The 15,623-nt window shown below is 37.6% G+C and carries 17 protein-coding genes; 10 read left to right on the top strand and 7 right to left on the bottom strand.

Annotation, left to right across the window (positions count from 1 at the left end):
* Positions 1-53 precede the first annotated feature (53 nt).
* Positions 54-1,193: an o-succinylbenzoate synthase gene (gene menC / locus H9D55_RS01365; RefSeq protein WP_186076178.1), complete on the bottom strand. Its 1,140-nt coding sequence runs from the start codon at positions 1,191-1,193 to the stop codon at positions 54-56.
* Between the two features lie 140 nt (positions 1,194-1,333).
* Here menC and H9D55_RS01370 point away from each other — a divergent pair, with 140 nt between their 5' ends.
* Positions 1,334-2,437 (top strand): M20 peptidase aminoacylase family protein, encoded by a 1,104-nt coding sequence (locus tag H9D55_RS01370; protein WP_186076180.1) that lies wholly within the window; start codon positions 1,334-1,336, stop codon positions 2,435-2,437.
* Positions 2,438-2,576: 139 nt separating this feature from the next.
* On the opposite strand, the gene pdxS is transcribed toward H9D55_RS01370, so the two are convergent.
* Positions 2,577-3,455 carry a pyridoxal 5'-phosphate synthase lyase subunit PdxS gene (gene pdxS, locus H9D55_RS01375; RefSeq protein ID WP_186076182.1) on the bottom strand — a complete coding sequence of 293 codons (879 nt, stop codon included), beginning with the start codon at positions 3,453-3,455 and terminating at the stop codon, positions 2,577-2,579.
* Positions 3,456-3,561: 106 nt separating this feature from the next.
* Between pdxS and pdxR the strand changes: the two genes are divergently transcribed.
* The 3 genes from pdxR (at position 3,562) to H9D55_RS01390 (ending at position 6,798) form a co-directional block, all read left to right on the top strand.
* The gene (gene pdxR / locus H9D55_RS01380; protein ID WP_186076184.1) at positions 3,562-4,902 is read left to right on the top strand and encodes a MocR-like pyridoxine biosynthesis transcription factor PdxR; all 1,341 of its coding nucleotides are present in this window, start codon (positions 3,562-3,564) and stop codon (positions 4,900-4,902) included.
* Positions 4,903-4,965: 63 nt separating this feature from the next.
* Positions 4,966-5,952 carry a hypothetical protein gene (locus H9D55_RS01385; RefSeq protein ID WP_186076186.1) on the top strand — a complete coding sequence of 329 codons (987 nt, stop codon included), beginning with the start codon at positions 4,966-4,968 and terminating at the stop codon, positions 5,950-5,952.
* Between the two features lie 54 nt (positions 5,953-6,006).
* Positions 6,007-6,798 (top strand): hypothetical protein, encoded by a 792-nt coding sequence (locus tag H9D55_RS01390; RefSeq protein WP_186076188.1) that lies wholly within the window; start codon positions 6,007-6,009, stop codon positions 6,796-6,798.
* A 266-nt stretch (positions 6,799-7,064) separates the two neighbouring features.
* Here the strand turns inward: H9D55_RS01390 and H9D55_RS01395 are convergent, their stop codons facing one another.
* Positions 7,065-7,985, bottom strand: a complete 921-nt coding sequence (locus tag H9D55_RS01395; RefSeq protein ID WP_186076190.1) for a VOC family protein — start codon at positions 7,983-7,985, stop codon at positions 7,065-7,067.
* Positions 7,986-8,115: 130 nt separating this feature from the next.
* On the opposite strand from H9D55_RS01395, the gene H9D55_RS01400 reads away from it, so the two are divergent.
* Entirely contained in the window at positions 8,116-8,721 is a 606-nt protein-coding gene (locus H9D55_RS01400; protein ID WP_186076192.1) for an alpha/beta hydrolase, read from the top strand.
* Positions 8,722-8,791: 70 nt separating this feature from the next.
* Here H9D55_RS01400 and H9D55_RS01405 read toward each other — a convergent pair whose 3' ends face one another.
* Complete coding sequence (locus tag H9D55_RS01405) at positions 8,792-9,631, bottom strand: Cof-type HAD-IIB family hydrolase (RefSeq protein WP_186076194.1); 840 nt, start codon at positions 9,629-9,631, stop codon at positions 8,792-8,794.
* An 83-nt stretch (positions 9,632-9,714) separates the two neighbouring features.
* Here H9D55_RS01405 and H9D55_RS01410 point away from each other — a divergent pair, with 83 nt between their 5' ends.
* Entirely contained in the window at positions 9,715-10,404 is a 690-nt protein-coding gene (locus tag H9D55_RS01410) for an AzlC family ABC transporter permease (RefSeq protein ID WP_186076196.1), read from the top strand.
* The gene (locus H9D55_RS01415) at positions 10,401-10,700 is read left to right on the top strand and encodes an AzlD domain-containing protein (protein WP_186076198.1); all 300 of its coding nucleotides are present in this window, start codon (positions 10,401-10,403) and stop codon (positions 10,698-10,700) included. Before H9D55_RS01410 ends, H9D55_RS01415 begins: the two co-directional genes overlap by 4 nt.
* Positions 10,701-10,733: 33 nt before the next feature.
* Here H9D55_RS01415 and H9D55_RS01420 read toward each other — a convergent pair whose 3' ends face one another.
* Positions 10,734-11,642, bottom strand: a complete 909-nt coding sequence (locus H9D55_RS01420) for an acetamidase/formamidase family protein (RefSeq protein WP_186076200.1) — start codon at positions 11,640-11,642, stop codon at positions 10,734-10,736.
* A 123-nt stretch (positions 11,643-11,765) separates the two neighbouring features.
* On the opposite strand from H9D55_RS01420, the gene H9D55_RS01425 reads away from it, so the two are divergent.
* Positions 11,766-12,275: a GNAT family N-acetyltransferase gene (locus H9D55_RS01425; RefSeq protein WP_186076202.1), complete on the top strand. Its 510-nt coding sequence runs from the start codon at positions 11,766-11,768 to the stop codon at positions 12,273-12,275.
* 40 nt (positions 12,276-12,315) lie between these two features.
* Here H9D55_RS01425 and nrdG read toward each other — a convergent pair whose 3' ends face one another.
* Both nrdG and nrdD read right to left on the bottom strand, forming a co-directional pair.
* Complete coding sequence (gene nrdG / locus H9D55_RS01430) at positions 12,316-12,849, bottom strand: anaerobic ribonucleoside-triphosphate reductase activating protein (RefSeq protein ID WP_186076204.1); 534 nt, start codon at positions 12,847-12,849, stop codon at positions 12,316-12,318.
* A gap of 12 nt (positions 12,850-12,861) precedes the next feature.
* Positions 12,862-14,721 carry an anaerobic ribonucleoside-triphosphate reductase gene (gene nrdD, locus H9D55_RS01435; protein WP_186076206.1) on the bottom strand — a complete coding sequence of 620 codons (1,860 nt, stop codon included), beginning with the start codon at positions 14,719-14,721 and terminating at the stop codon, positions 12,862-12,864.
* Positions 14,722-14,908: 187 nt separating this feature from the next.
* Here nrdD and H9D55_RS01440 point away from each other — a divergent pair, with 187 nt between their 5' ends.
* Positions 14,909-15,130: a hypothetical protein gene (locus H9D55_RS01440; RefSeq protein WP_186076208.1), complete on the top strand. Its 222-nt coding sequence runs from the start codon at positions 14,909-14,911 to the stop codon at positions 15,128-15,130.
* Positions 15,131-15,190: 60 nt separating this feature from the next.
* A complete protein-coding gene (locus H9D55_RS01445; protein ID WP_235963073.1) occupies positions 15,191-15,616 on the top strand; it encodes an OsmC family protein in 426 nt (141 codons plus the stop codon).
* Positions 15,617-15,623: the final 7 nt, after the last annotated feature.

A 15,623-nucleotide genomic window follows, 5' to 3' on the forward strand; every position in this document is an offset into this window, starting at 1 on the left:
CTCAAATTAAAAATAAAAAACCACAGATTAAGAATTCTGTGGTTTCTTCTTGATCAGTCAAAGAACACCATGTCGAGTGCGTCTTCTTTAGTGATTTCATCAGTTTGAATGAGTACTTTCTTCATCTTCTCGAAGTCTACTTCTGCTCCAATTCCTGGCTTGTCTGATACTTGTACCACACCGTTTTCTGCAACGACTTCTGGCGTGATGATATCTTCTTCCCAATATCTACTTGATGATGCGGTGTCACCAGGTAGTATGAAGTTTGGTAACGTCGTAATAGCGATGTTAGTGAGTCTACCCACACCTGCTTCTAGCATACCGCCACACCATAATGGAATGTTATTCTCTTTTGCAAGATCGTGGATTTTAATTGATTCTGTTAAACCACCAACACGTCCTACTTTTACGTTGATGATCTTACAGCTTCCAAGCTCAATCGCAGCTTTTGCATTTTCGTAGCTATCGATCGATTCGTCGAGACAAATCGGTGTATGGATTTCTTTTTGTAGTTTCGCGTGATCGACAATGTCTGTGCTTCCAAGTGGTTGCTCAATCATCATTAAATTAAATTCATCGAGCTGTTTAAGAATTTCAATGTCGTCTAAAGTGTAGGCTGAGTTTGCGTCAGCCATCAGTGGAATGTCCGGGAACACTTCACGAATTGCGCGAATCATTTCAACATCACGACCGGGTTTTATCTTTACTTTAATTCGTTTATAGCCTTCTTCAACTTTTTCACGAATTTTTTCTATAATCAATTCATCTGATTTTTCTAAACCGAGTGAAATACCAACGTCGACTTGTGTTTTATCTCCACCAAGTATTTTATATAATGGAAGACCTTGTTGTTTTGCATAAAGATCCCAAGCAGCAGTTTCAATACCAGATTTTGCCATCATGTTACGCTTAAATGGTTTGAAAACCTCTGTCACACTTTTAGGGTGCGTTACTTTAGATTGTATGAGTAGAGGGCCGAAGTATTTTTTGATAGCAACGAGCGCAGCATCCATGAACTCTTCAGAGTATAATGGATCTTCTCCTGCGACACATTCACCAAATCCACTTAAACCGTTCTCATCGATTAATTCAACGATTGTAACGTAACGATCGATCTGAGTACCGAAGCTTGTCGTGAATGGTGTTCGCATCTTCATTTTTAATCTGTGTAGTAAAATTTTCTCTATATTCATTAAAAACCCTCCAAATTAGTGATAGTTCAATTATAACGAACTCAAACGAGAATTAGAAACGAATAATTGTACGAATATTTAATTGATTCAGACATAAAAAGGGGGTATTCTTTTTATATATACATATTTGGGGGAGTTCTATGTCGAACGCAGAAATATATGAGGTATTTGAACATGTGCATCAAAATCCAGAAATTAGTTTGGAAGAGTACGAAACAACAGAATACATATTTAACTTTTTAAAAGAACGTGGGTTTAATCCTATAAAATTTAAGAATGTGACTGGATTATACTGTGATGTCGGCGATTTTAGTGCAGATAGTCTTAAGATTGGTGTCCGTGCAGACATTGATGCGTTATGGCAGGAAGTGAACGGTATAGAGCAAGCGAACCATTCTTGTGGACATGATTCCCATATCGCGATGGTCATCGGCGCGATGTTGAAAGTCAAAGATGAGGTGCTTGTAAATAAAGGGGTCCGCTTCGTATTCCAACCAGCAGAGGAGCTTGGTTTGGGCGCCAAAAAAGTAATCGAAGAAGGCGTTATTGACGTGCTTGATTATATGTTTGGGATTCACTTGCGTCCAATCGAAGAAGCAAAGGATGGATATGCATCACCGAGCATCGAGCATGGAGCATCTGGTAGTGTAACATTCAAAATTGTTGGACACGATGCACACGGCGCACGTCCACACTTAAATCACAACGTGATCGAGATTGGCTCAGATTTACTCAATATGTTGTCATCAATTCACGTGAACCCAATGGTGCCATCAAGTATTAAAATGACGAAATTCCATGCGGGTGGTAAGTCCCTTAATATTATTCCTGGCTCAGCTGAATTTGGAATCGATGTAAGAGCACAGACAAATGAAGTAATGACAGAAATCCAAGAGCGTATCAAAGAAATTTTAGAAAGTATCAGTGAATTATATGATGTTAGAATAGAAAACCTTGATATGCATGCGATGGTCGCAAGTCAGAGTGACAATGACGCAATCGATATTTTAAGGAGTGCAATCATCGACACAATTGGTCCAGATAAACTACTCGACCCAATCGTGACAAGCGGTGGAGACGACTTCCACTTCTACACAGTAGAGAATCCGAAGTTAAAAGGTGCGATGATCGGACTCGGATGTGACTTAACACCAGGTCTGCATCATCCATATATGAAATTTAACCACGACAGCATGCCGGTCGGCAGTGCGATCATTTATCAGGCAATTATGAATGCGGAGTAGGGATGATGCCCTACTTCTTTATTTATGAGCGTGAATTTACGTTAACTGACAGGTACGTGGTCATATGTTGAATTATTAAAAACGCAGTAAAATCAACAAAATATATTAAACAAAAAATCCCGCATTTGCGGGATTTATATTACCAACCTCGTTCTGACATTTTTTCATTTTCATGTAACGTACGAACGTCGATGCCTTTCATTGCGTCACCGAGGTCTTCCGATAATTCTGCAATCAGTGTGTAATCTTTATAGTTTTCTGTTGCTTGCACGATTGCACGTGCCGTCATCTCTGGATTCTCTGATTTAAAAATTCCAGATCCAACAAACACACCATCTGCACCAAGTTCCATCATTAGTGCGGCGTCTGCCGGAGTTGCGACTCCTCCTGCAGCGAAGTTTAGTACAGGCAGTCTGCCGTATTCTTTAATCGCAAGCAACACGTCAATTGGTGCGCCAATACTTTTTGCTTCTGCCATGAGTTCATCATGGCTCATAGATAAAATTCGATTCACATCACGATTTACCTGTCTCATGTGACGCACTGCTTCTACAATGTTTCCAGTCCCGGGCTCTCCCTTAGTGCGGAGCATTGTCGTTCCTTCACCTAGACGACGTGCTGCTTCTCCAAGATTTCGACAGCCACACACAAAGGGTGTATTGTAATCAAATTTATTTAAGTGGAACGCTTCGTCTGCAGGTGTCAGAACTTCAGACTCGTCAATGTAATCCACACCAAGCGCTTCTAATACACGTGCTTCTGAGATGTGTCCGATACGTCCTTTGGCCATAACAGGGATTGAAACAGCAGCTTGAACTTCTTTGATGATTGAAGGGTTCGCCATTCTAGCGACGCCCCCCATTTTACGGATGTCACTTGGTACAGCTTCTAAAGCCATAACCGCAACGGCTCCAGCACGTTCAGCTATTCTCGCTTCATCTGCGTTGATAACGTCCATGATAACGCCACCTCTTAATTTTTCACTCAATTCATTAGTTAGATGTTCGTAATTTTTCATTAATCTCTCTCCTTCTTGGTTGAATATATTAAACATAATATTTAAACTGATATTCAACAATATACAAAATCAATATATTTTAGAAGGTCAGATCAGGAGGAGACACATGCGTCCGCTTTACATTCAACTCTACGAAGAATTTAGAGATAAAATTATCGAAGGTGAATATCGTGCAGGAACTCGTCTGCCATCCAAGCGAAATTTAAGCGCAGATTTAAATCTAAGTGGCACAACGATAGAACATGCATATCAGACGTTGATGGATGAAGGATACATATACTCGAAACCACGCTCCGGTTTCTTTGTGTCACAAATTGAGCAGCTTCCAATAACGAGAAAGCACGAGCCAAGCCTCATTCATAAAGAAGAAGAGTACTTTAATTATGAATTTAAGACCGCGCAAGTCGACCCTACACATTTCCCGTACGCGCAGTTTAGGCAGTTGTCTCGTAAAGCGTTTGAAGACGAAAATATGGAACTTTTAATAAGTGGGGACAAAGAAGGCTACTGGCCACTGAGACAAGCAATCGCGCAATATGTTTTCAACAGTCGTGGAGTGAAGTGTACGCCGAATCAGGTAATCGTTGGTTCATCGACTGAACAGCTCAGCGAACTCATAACAGAAATTTTAAAAACAAACAGATTTTTAATTGAGGATCCATCATATCCACCGATCAGAAACGTGTTAGAGAAAAAGAAAATAGCATATCAAAACGTTCCTGTAATCGAACATGGGATTGACATGAACATTGTTGAGAAGAGTAACTTTGAGACAGTATATGTAACGCCTTCTCATCAGTTCCCAACAGGCGAAGTAATGTCTATTGAGAATCGTACACGACTAATTAAATGGGCAAATAAAAGCAAATCTCGTTATATCATTGAAGACGATTATGACTCGGAATTCCGTTATTTCAAAAAACCACTTCCGGCGTTACAGAGTTTAGATACTAAAAATAAAGTAATTTACATATCGACGTTCTCAAAATCACTGTTTCCAACTGTCAGGATCGCATACATGGTTCTACCCAAACACTTGATTCAAAAGTATCAGAGCTTGAAACACAAAGAGAATTCAACCGTATCACTTCACATGCAATGGATCGTGAGTGAATTTTTACGAACAGGAAGATTTGATAGACATTTAAACAAGATGAGAAAGGTCTACGAAAACAAGATTTCATATATCATTAAAAGGTTAAATGAGCATCCCGTAATCTCTGTACGAGGAGAAAAAACAGGCATGCACTTCGTGCTGACAGTTCAAGATGGTGATTTAAACACAATTCTTGAACGAGCAGAAAAAGAATCGCTCTACATCGAACCTTTTAAAACATACGCTGAAAAAACGACCTCCGCAAAATTTGTGATTGGTTTTGGTGGAGTTAGAGAAGAAGAACTGGAAGAACATATGGATGTCCTAATTCGTGTGTTGCTTGGATTTTAGTATGATGTACTATTATAGTTTGTTAAAATTAAAGTATTAAATTACTAAAACAGGAGGTAAATTATGTTCTTTTTTCATAAAGATTACTTTAGAAATGCGAGAGGTCAACACTTAAAGATTTTCTTTTACGGAGCAGCAATGATGATACTCGCACTAATTATAACGGCTCTAGTGACTTTAGTGACGTTTGGTGGAGGTATAGGACTCATATTTGGCGACTATATTGGTCTAGGTGTTATGACGCTTGTTTTTGGTGGGCTAGCCTTATTCGTTATGATGGTCTTAGTTTTGATGCCACTCCAATATAGTATTTACGCTTATTACATGTATGGATATAACAATGCAGATTTTAGATTTACAGATGGCCTTCTTTTATTTAAAAAAGGGAATTTCTGGAAGTCTGTAGGGATTATTATCTTACTAAATATTATGTTCTTCGTACTCTCTGGTGTTATATACGGTGTTATATATGGCACTGGATTTGCCATCGCCTCACTCTTTGGTGTAGGAAGCGCAATGTTTAACCCAGACGCAGCTGAAGCACTGGGTGTCGGAGCAATGGGTGTATTAATAGTCATCCAATTTGGACTAGCGTTCATACAAATGGCAGTTTATTTACTCGCGCAAATTGCCATTTCAATGATCATGTTAAACCATATCGATCAGCCACAGACATCTCTTGGCAGCAAGCTCGCAAAAGGGTTAACAATCGCGTTCAAATCAATGAAAGATTTAATCAAATTATTATTGAGTAACTTTATCCTAATTGCGATTCCAGTTATCCTGCACTTCGTCGCTATTATTGTGATCGGTATTTCTGGCTTAAGTCTGGGTTCACCAGATTCATTAGTATTCCCGGTTGGAGTAGCGATATCGATGGGTGTTGTGGGTGTCGTATTCATGATCATGTACATCTTCATTGGGTACTACATGATCGGTTCATATATTTCATATTATTTTAACGGCCGTGATGCGTATGAAGCGAAGTATGAAACGCCGAACGATAACAATTATGGTCCAGAAGACACTCAGCATATTACTATCAGTTAAAGTCAATTCGTGCTACTATCAGTATAGTATAAGACAGAATTAAGGAGCATTAGCATGAACGTAATTAGATTGCTTTTTGTATCCATGTTGACACTTTCTATTTTAGTGGCATGTTCTCAAAAAGATACAAAAGAGACAGTTAAAGAAGACACTAGTCAAGAAGATAAGACACAAGACAATGCGGTGACGAATAAATCAGCTGAAGAAGACGATGCTAATAAAAACAACGTAGAGGAAAATTCAAAAGAAGACAAAGCGCTTACAGCAATTAAAGAACAAAGTAAGTTAATTGAGTCTTATCGTGCTCAAATGGATATGACAGCGAATCTGGACAATAGCGAGGAAGAGTCTTTAGAATTAGATGTCAACTACATTAATGGCGATAAGCCTGCGTTCGAGTTAAAAACATTTGATACACTTCGCATGGTTTCAGTGGATGGTAAGACCGTGTTTAATAACAGTGAAGAGTGGGTGGATATCTCGGACTCCGTTGAATTAAATGCATTGTTCCACGTAACATATGATCAGGCAGTTCAATACTTCAGTGATATCTATAACGAATTAGAACGCGTTACAGACGATGGTGAAGTGAAGTATGTTTACGAAGGTAACGACGGATTTGTGTACAATCGACTTGAGCGCTATTTACAAGTGAGCTTTGGTACGGTGGACACGACGAATCATCACACAGAGATTGAATTTACTGTAGATGAAAAGAACAACCTTATTACAGATGTTGAGTTTTCATCTGAAATCAATGACCAAGAAGGTGGCATTGAGCTCGATGGTGAGGTTCATTACAACGAATTTGATGAAATTAAAGAAATAATTTTACCTGAAATGTAATTCACGTATTCTCCAGAGCTTTGTGGTTTTGGAGAATTTTTTTGTGCTATATAAAAACGAAGCGTTGAGGACGAGGTTATGAACGTATAAGAGTGTTTGAACGCATAGACATTCCTACATTTCAAGTTAAAGTGTGGAAAAGGAATTTTAATAAAGCCTTAAGAAGAGAATCACACGAAGTGGTACAGTGATTAAATTCTAAGAGAACTTGACATTAGTTGTAATACAAAAAAGCACGCGATTTTAAACGTATCGCGTGTTTTTTCTTATTGAAATTGCTTTACTGGTTTTAAGTAAAGTTCGATGAATACTCGGTCCTCTTCTAAGAATGGTGGTAGTGCGAGTTTTTCACCTAAGGATTCTAAATCTTCGTCACTCGTGAAACCAGGTCCATTCGTTGCAATTTCTACAGTGATATGATTCGGTGCTGCTACATAAAGTGCCTTGAAATAATATCTGTCGACAATACCAGAATTTGGATAACGTTCTTCTTTAACAAGTTCGAGTATTTGTTGCAGTGCAGCTTCGTCTTCGACTTGCATCGCAAAGTGGTGGACACTTCCGTATCCTTGTTTCTCAACGAAGTTTTGTCGAATTTCGTTTACATAAACACAATCGTTTCCAAACTGAACTACGTCTAATTTGCTGTTATGTTTACCACCAAGAAGTTGCATGAAATCAACAAATGGTTGTGCATATTGGACAGTAACCTCAACACCGTGCAGACTGGTGATGCGATACTCATCAGCTATTTCTCCATTATTTCCGAATGGTGCCACATCTTCTTCTATTGGATCCACGATTAGCATCATGCGCTGTGCTTCATCGTCGTAAAATTCGAGTGCAGGTTTCCTGTAGTACTCGATAATTTCTCCATGTTCTACTTTAAATTCATCGAATCTATCCAACCAGTAATTTAACGCTTCATTCGATTTTACCCGGAAAATTGTTTTTGAGATCGCATTCGTGCCGGGTGTGTGTTTATCTGTTCCTTTAATTTCAAAAAATGTCATATCTGTTCCTGGCGAACCTTTATAATCCGCATAGAATAGGTGATACATGCTTGTATCGTCTTGGTTAACCGTCTTCTTAACAAGCCTAAGACCTAAAATTTGTGTCATAAAATAATAGTTATGTTGAATGTTTCTTGTGATTGCAGAAACATGGTGTATGCCTTTTGCGACCATTTTTACCACTCCTTTTATTAAAACAAGTATAGCATCAAAGCGTGAATTTGTTGGTTTGGATACTCAAGGTAAAATCATACTAAACACATGAGTATTGATTTATACTAGGGTTAAGAGTGGAGTGAGGATTGTGAAACGAATTTTTATTAAAGGTAATGGAAAAAGTGATATAACGCTTATCCTCTTGCATGGAACTGGTGGACGTGAAACGGATTTACTGCACATAGCGGCAACGGTTGATCAGAATGCCAACGTGCTTGGTTATCGTGGAGAAGTCTTGGAAGGAGAACAAACGAGGTTCTTTGAGCGCTTAAATCTTAGAACGTTCAATGAAGACAGTTTGAAGCGTGAAAGTGAAAAATTATTTAACCAGATTGTTGCAGATAGCCAAGAATTTGGATTTGATTTGACACGAGTTGTGATTATTGGGTATTCAAACGGAGCTAATATCGCAGCACATATGCTTTTAAATCATAAGACAAAATACTTAGGAGCGATGCTGATGCATCCTGGATATTTCAGTGAGCAGGTAAGTAATGTAGACTTGAGTCAATTAAATGTGCTGTTGACTGCTGGTGCACGAGACACGTTGACGACAGCAGGCGAAGCATTTAAGCTTAAACAGTTATTAGAAGCTCGAGGCGCGAAAGCAGAAATAAAACTTACAGACGGTGGGCACGAAATAGATCAGATGGAATCGATGGAAGGGCACGTCTGGTTGTTAGGAATTAAATAAGATCTTGGTTAAAAAATAAGGCAAACCTGTTTAGGTTTGCCTTATTTTATCTAAGATACCGCTTCTATTACTATTTAAGGTAATGATTTTCCAAATACTTCGCAAGTCCGTCATCGTCACATGAAAACTGTGTGACATCATCCGCAATTGACTTTAACTCATCCGTTGCATTCTTCATTGCCGTTTTCTTACCGGCACGTAAAAACATCGGTGTGTCATTCATGCTGTCTCCAAACACATGTAAATCATCAAATGAGATTCCCAAATGATCCAGCAACGTCTCAAGTCCCGTACCTTTATCGACACCGCTGACCATCGTCTCCGAGTTATGTGGCGCAGTCTGATATAGCGCATATTTCTCGTCTTTATTTTTATCTAGCACATTATAAAAATTTGAGATTTTTTCGGCATCCATACTAAAAAAGTAAAATTTGATCGTTTTCGCCATATCGACGTGTTCGACCCACTGCTTCTTACTTTTCAGCGTACGCTCAATACCAATCAATTCATAGCCATATACGCTTTCTCCTGGATCACTAAGTAAATCTTTTAAAATATACTCACGATCTTGTTTAAAAGTAAACGGACCATCCGTTTCAGTGTTAATTTCATAGTACATCTTGTGTTTTCGAGCTAAGTTTAAGATATAATGCGCGGTATCCTCGCTAAAAACATGGCTCTCTAAAATTGCTTCAGGTGTTTGTACACGCACACCGCTCGCAGCAACGTAACCATCAACTTTAAGGGTATCAGGAATCTTTGTGCCGAGTGATTTCATAGACCGCCCGGTAGCGATAATAATTTTCAGTCCTCTGTCATGAAGTTTATTTAAAACATCGTTTAGATGGGATGAAAACACGCCGCCATGGGTGAGCGCAGTCCCATCTAAATCTATCGCAATCGCCTTCATAAAACTATCTCTCCGTTTCAATAATATTCAGAATATTTATGATACAATGTTATTATTAATTTTAGCACAAGGAGAGAGATTTTTTGAGTAAAGTTTATACGCAATCGCTGGCCGATGGAATCACGATTGGCCTCGGTTATTTACCGGTAGCGATGGCATTTGGAATTACAGCAAAACCGCTCCTCGACTTGCTGTCTGCAGGTCTAATGAGTGCACTGAATTTTGCAGGTGCTGGTCAGTTTTTAACACTTCAAATGTTGAATAACAGTAGCTATATTGCGATTATTATTGCAGTATTTATCTTAAATTCACGAATGTTCATCATGAGCTTTAAAATAAATTATGATTTAAAGCATTTGGATTTCTTTAAGCGATTTTTAATATCCATGTTTGTAACAGACGAATCGTTTGCTGTTACGAGTAGATATCCGGAAGAACGAAAAACTTTTATTGATTATTTCGTTACATTATTTATTTCTTATGTGTTCTGGATTGTTTTTACTGTTGTCGGTTATTTAACTGGGGAAGTGATGAGCGATACGTTAGTCGTGGCTAGTGGAATCGCGTTATATGCGCTCTTTATTGCACTCTTAATGCCTTCAGTTCGAGACTACAAAAATCTAGTCGTTGCTGGATTGGGTATGGGAATGCACTTCTTATTTAAAGAAATCGGACTTGCTTCTGGTATCGCAATTGTTTTAGCTATGCTTGGGGCTGCATGGATTGGATTATTTTTAGATTTAAAAGATAAAAATTGGAGATCAGTTTCATGAGTATTTTAAAGTTAATATTAATTCTTACGGTTGTGAACTTACTGCCGAGAATTTTACCTGTATTCTTTGTCGGTAAATTTGAATTACCTGACACAGTCATCACTTTTTTAAATTATGTGCCAATTGCTGCACTCGGGGTGCTAATCTTTCCAGGAGTCTTAACAGCAGTAGAAACACCAACGCATGGTGTACTTGGTGCAATATTTGCTGCTTTATTAGGCATTATGCGTGTACCACTATTCTTTGTTGTTGTATTCTCTGTCGCATTTGTGTATCTATTAATGTTTATTATGTAAATGTAAACGCCTCTTTAAAGAAGAGGCGTTATTTTAATTAAACTGTATATTATATTTTTCTAAGAAGTACATGGGTACTTTAAAGCGCGCTGTTTTTTTAGGATCAACGACTTGATTAATTTCCGTTTGACCGATTAAACTCATAAGCATCGTCAGTTCTTCTTTTGTCATCGGAACTTTATCTTCTAATAAATGAATCATTTCAATGACTGACTGATTGACGGCATGATTTAAGTCTTTGTCTGACACAAACATATACGCTCCGTCAGCATCGATCAGGAATGGATGGTGTGTGCATACGTTTTCTGCTTTTTCAATTGTGACATTTACAGAACCGCTCACTTCTAGTCCAGAAACACTAACTTCACCATCTCCCATAGCAGCATGCAAATCACCAAGTCCAAATAATGCACCGTCAACAAATACTGGAAGGTAGAGTATTGCACCTTCAGTTACTTTCACCGAGTCCATATTCCCACCATGTGTATCTGGTGTGCCATTGTTCATAGCATCACTTTCAGGTGCAACACCAATCACACCAATCATTTTGTTCATCGGCACTTCTAAACCTTTAAAGTCTACCGTATTTTTATCTTTATTCACATCAAATAAGCGCACTGTCGTTTGTTTTAAATGTTTACCCATAACCCCCATATTAGGTCCTGTAATCATCACACCAGAGTCACTAACGTCAATATTATTAATTGTAACTTTTAAGACATCACCTTTTTTTATACCATCAACATAAATCGGGCCAGTAGCAGGATTAATGGCTTCCCAATCAAGACCATTGAAATTCTTAATATCCTCATCGATGATTTGTCCAGTGAAACAGTCATGTGTTTCAATTTCTACAGTGTCCCCAATATTGATTGAGAGCTTCGGTTCGTTATCTTTTGACATACTGTAAAAGTAGTTTTCCTTAGAAATGTGTTTTGTCATGTGATCACTTCCTTTTTATCTATTGTGCAAAAGTTTAGAATTAAAGTCTAATGAAAACAAAGTAAGTGTACGTTTCATGTGTAAATGTTAAGATGAAACTAATGTTAATTTGAGGTGAAATAAATGGACTTTGAAATAAGAGAATCTGTACTCAGTGATGCAGAGCAATTAATCGAACATAAATTGATTGTGACTAAAGAGAATCCAGATACTCTCGCAACTTTAATAGAGAATCACTACATTTCCATTAATGAGCAAGAAGAGACAATAGAAAACGTCGGACCAAATGACTATAAGCGAGTCGCTGTAGTCGATGGGAAGATTGTTGGAATCATCAATATGAAGCAAGATTTAAGAAAGAAATTTGAACACATTGCACAGTTTGGTATCAGTGTTCAACAAGAATATGCAGGTATGGGAATAGGCTCTCGGCTCATTGAAAATGCGTTAGAGTTCGCAAAAAGTAATGAGTTTATTGAAAAGGTGATGCTTACTGTGTTCTCAAATAACACGGGTGCGATTCGTTTATATGAGCGATTTGGATTTGAAAAAGAAGCGACTTTAACAAATCAAGTGAAGTTAGAAGAAGGATATACAGATTTAATTTATATGACTCAGTGGATTAAAAAATAATGACAAGACTCTCTGAACTGATATGCTCAGAGAGTCTATTTTATGCACGATAATCATATTCTAATACTTCAATATGTGTCGCGTTCGAGCTTCTTACATCAATAATGCGCTGATTTGTGCTTCCACGAAACGCCAGATTTGGCACAAATTTTTCTTGTATAAATTTTCCGTCTACAAGTACATCGATCTTAGTTAACATTTCTAGAGAGTTATCATGATTAAGCAGAGCTTCATAAGTAAATCCACTCCATACCCAAATGGATTTTTTGTTTCCAAATCTTTCACGAAATGGTTTTATGATTCCCATTGCTGTTTCAATATTAAAGAATGGATCTCCGCCAAGAAGTGAAATGCCGTTACAATATGCTACATCTATGTCATCTAAAATTGCTTGAATCCTTTCGCTGGTTAAAATATCACCGTATGAAAAATTCTGTGCTGCTTTGTTGTAGCACCCTTTGCAATTAAATAAGCAACCTGAGAAATACACGCTTGCCCGTACACCCTCACCATCTACAAAAGAGTAAGGCTGATATGATGCAATTCTGCCTTCTGATAGATTTTGCTTAATCATTTAAATCATTCCTTAAATATGTTTTTCACGGGCTTTTATTTCTTTATGACGGCCATTTGCCATTGGACGTTTAGCAGGGTTTCCAAGATAACCACATGTACGTTTAACAACGTCTATTGTGTCAGGGTTGTCATTACCGCAGGATGGGCATTTAAACCCTTCATCTGTCGTTAAGAATTCTCCTTCAAAATCACATTCGAAGCACTGATCAATTGGTGTATTTGTACCAAGATACGCAACTTTGTCGTAACTATAATCCCAAACTTGTTCTAAAGCTTTAATGTTGTGAGTCATGATTGGATATTCTGCATAGTGAATGAATCCGCCTGGTGAATAAAATGGGTATAGAGATTCGAAATCCAATTTTTCAAAGGGTGTTGGTCTTTTACGTACATCATAGTGGAAACTATTTGTATAATATCCTTTATCTGTGATGTCTCTTATCTCTCCAAACTTTTTTAAATCCATTGCAGCGAAGCGGTCAGTCAGTGACTCACTAGGCGTGGCATAGATACTAAATCTAATCCCATATTCTTTGCTCCAAGCATCGCCATGAGACTTTAAGAATTTCAGGATATCAAGAGTGAAGTCCTTTGCGTCTTCATTTGTTTCCCAATTCGGCCCGAAGAATACCGTTGCAGCTTCATACAATCCGATGTAGCCGACCGAAATTGTTGCGCGTTCATTTAAGAATAACTGCATGATGCTTTCATCTTTCCGTAGTTTTTTTCCAAGTGCTCCATGCTCATATAAAATTGGTGCATTCTCTGGAGTTGCTTGACTGATTCGTTCGATTCTGTAGAGATTTGCGTCTCGAATGATGTCTAAACGCTTATCAAGTATTTCAAAGAATTTTTCCATCTCACCGTTAGACTCTAAAGCAATACGTGGAATATTAATCGTTGTCACGCCAAGGTTGTTGCGTCCGGAATTAATGTTCATATCGCCTTCTACATAGTAAGATAAGAACGAGCGACACCCCATTGGTACTTTAAAGTCTCCAACAATCTCTACTAATTTATCGTAATTTAGAATATCAGGATACATTCGTTTTGATGAACATTCTAAAGCGAGTTTTTTGATGTCATAATTTTTATCTTTTGGATAAAAATTAGTGCCTTTTTTAATGCTATACACAAGTTTCGGGAAAATTGCTGTTTGTTTGTTTTCTCCAATTCCTTCGATGCGAATTTTTAGAATTGATTTTTGTATCTCTCTTGCAAAATCACTAGTACCAAGACCGAAGCCGAACGTAACAAATGGTGTTTGTCCGTTTGATGTGAATAGAGTGTTCACTTCGTATTCTAAGCTCTGCATCGCATCATAGATATCTTTATTCGTCTTTTCAGTAGCGTATGAAAGCCAATTTTTTTTATCCATCCAATGCTTAGCATCGTCTAGATGCTTTTTAAAGTTTAATTCTGCATATTCCTCTAAAACCTCATCGATTCTATCAATAGATGCTCCCCCATACTGACTAGAAGCAACGTTTGCAATGATTTGCGCAATTTGTGCAGCTGCAGTTTGAATGGATTTTGGGGTACTCACTTCTGCATTACCAATTTTAAAACCGTTTTTTAACATATTTGGAATATCAATTAAGCAACAGTTCGTCATCGGTAAGAAGGGATGATAATCTAAATCATGGAAGTGAATATCCCCATTTAAATGAGCCTCTTTTACGTGTGTGGGTAACATATGATCGAGTGCGTATTGTTTAGAAGAGACTCCTGCTGTTAAATCTCTCATTGTGTTAAAAACACGTGAGTCTTTATTTGCATTTTCGTTTACAATGTCTTCGTCTCGATTCAGTAATTCTCCTAATTTTTGATCGTATATCATTTGACTATTTACTTCTCCAAAAGTTTTCATTCGCTTCACCTAACACAATATATAGTATTTAATAATTAATCTAACACAACATATAGTGTGTTTCAATTATATTGTGTTATTTTTCACATATATGTCGAAAACTCGTGCATAGATTGTCACGTTTTTATCTTAAAGTAGTATTAAGTCGTGATATAGTAGAATTATCAAATATATTAGGTGAGTGAAAATGAAGAGTTGGCATATTATTGCTTACGCATTTGTAGGCGCATTTTTTACAGCTGGTATTATCTTTTCTATAACTAGCACATTTACAAATGATCGTCCTTTTAGTTTTATAGCTATCTTTTTAATTATGGGTGCTCTGGTTTTATTTTTTGTGTTATTTATATTTTCTTATCAAAAACACCGTCCCTCATTAAAGGATATGGAAAATCAAGATGGCGAATGAGCGTTTTATTCTTCATTTAGATGTAATTCTGTATACTAGAGAAAAATAGGAGGAGTTATTATGACAATTAGTGTAAAAACAAAATGGATGGGTAATATTAAGTTTGAGTCTGAAGGACAAAATACAGGTTTCAGTGTAAATATGGATGCGAATAAAGAGGCGGGCGGGGACGCTAGTGCATCTTCTCCAATGGAAATGTTGCTTCATGGTGTTGCAGGATGTATGGGGATCGATATTTGTGTGATCATGCGCCACAATATGGATGATGTGAAAGAATTAGAACTTGAAGTCGTCGGAACTAGAAACGATGATGCACCTAAATTCTATAAGGATGTCGTAGTAAAAGTACATGTAAATGGAACAGTTCCGGCGAAAGTCGTGAAGCGAGCGGTTGAGTTGTCACATGACAAATATTGCTCGGCAATTAATTCGTTAAAAGCTGAGACACGTGTTGAAACATATTTGAATGGAAGTAGAGTAGACTGAGGATATC

Source organism: Phocicoccus pinnipedialis (assembly GCF_903994035.1).
In the GTDB taxonomy this organism is placed as follows: Bacteria; Bacillota; Bacilli; order Staphylococcales; family Salinicoccaceae; genus Phocicoccus; species Phocicoccus pinnipedialis.

Coding starts and splice junctions, on each gene's coding strand:
- H9D55_RS01405 (WP_186076194.1), bottom strand. CDS start 9,631: ATGAAGGCGATTGCGATAGATTTAGATGGGACTGCGCTCACCCATGGC.
- H9D55_RS01440 (WP_186076208.1), top strand. CDS start 14,909: ATGAAGAGTTGGCATATTATTGCTTACGCATTTGTAGGCGCATTTTTT.
- H9D55_RS01385 (WP_186076186.1), top strand. CDS start 4,966: ATGTTCTTTTTTCATAAAGATTACTTTAGAAATGCGAGAGGTCAACAC.
- menC (WP_186076178.1), bottom strand. CDS start 1,193: ATGAATATAGAGAAAATTTTACTACACAGATTAAAAATGAAGATGCGA.
- H9D55_RS01420 (WP_186076200.1), bottom strand. CDS start 11,642: ATGACAAAACACATTTCTAAGGAAAACTACTTTTACAGTATGTCAAAA.
- nrdG (WP_186076204.1), bottom strand. CDS start 12,849: ATGATTAAGCAAAATCTATCAGAAGGCAGAATTGCATCATATCAGCCT.
- H9D55_RS01445 (WP_235963073.1), top strand. CDS start 15,191: ATGACAATTAGTGTAAAAACAAAATGGATGGGTAATATTAAGTTTGAG.
- H9D55_RS01390 (WP_186076188.1), top strand. CDS start 6,007: ATGAACGTAATTAGATTGCTTTTTGTATCCATGTTGACACTTTCTATT.
- H9D55_RS01415 (WP_186076198.1), top strand. CDS start 10,401: ATGAGTATTTTAAAGTTAATATTAATTCTTACGGTTGTGAACTTACTG.
- pdxR (WP_186076184.1), top strand. CDS start 3,562: ATGCGTCCGCTTTACATTCAACTCTACGAAGAATTTAGAGATAAAATT.
- nrdD (WP_186076206.1), bottom strand. CDS start 14,721: ATGAAAACTTTTGGAGAAGTAAATAGTCAAATGATATACGATCAAAAA.
- pdxS (WP_186076182.1), bottom strand. CDS start 3,455: ATGAAAAATTACGAACATCTAACTAATGAATTGAGTGAAAAATTAAGA.
- H9D55_RS01370 (WP_186076180.1), top strand. CDS start 1,334: ATGTCGAACGCAGAAATATATGAGGTATTTGAACATGTGCATCAAAAT.
- H9D55_RS01395 (WP_186076190.1), bottom strand. CDS start 7,985: ATGGTCGCAAAAGGCATACACCATGTTTCTGCAATCACAAGAAACATT.
- H9D55_RS01425 (WP_186076202.1), top strand. CDS start 11,766: ATGGACTTTGAAATAAGAGAATCTGTACTCAGTGATGCAGAGCAATTA.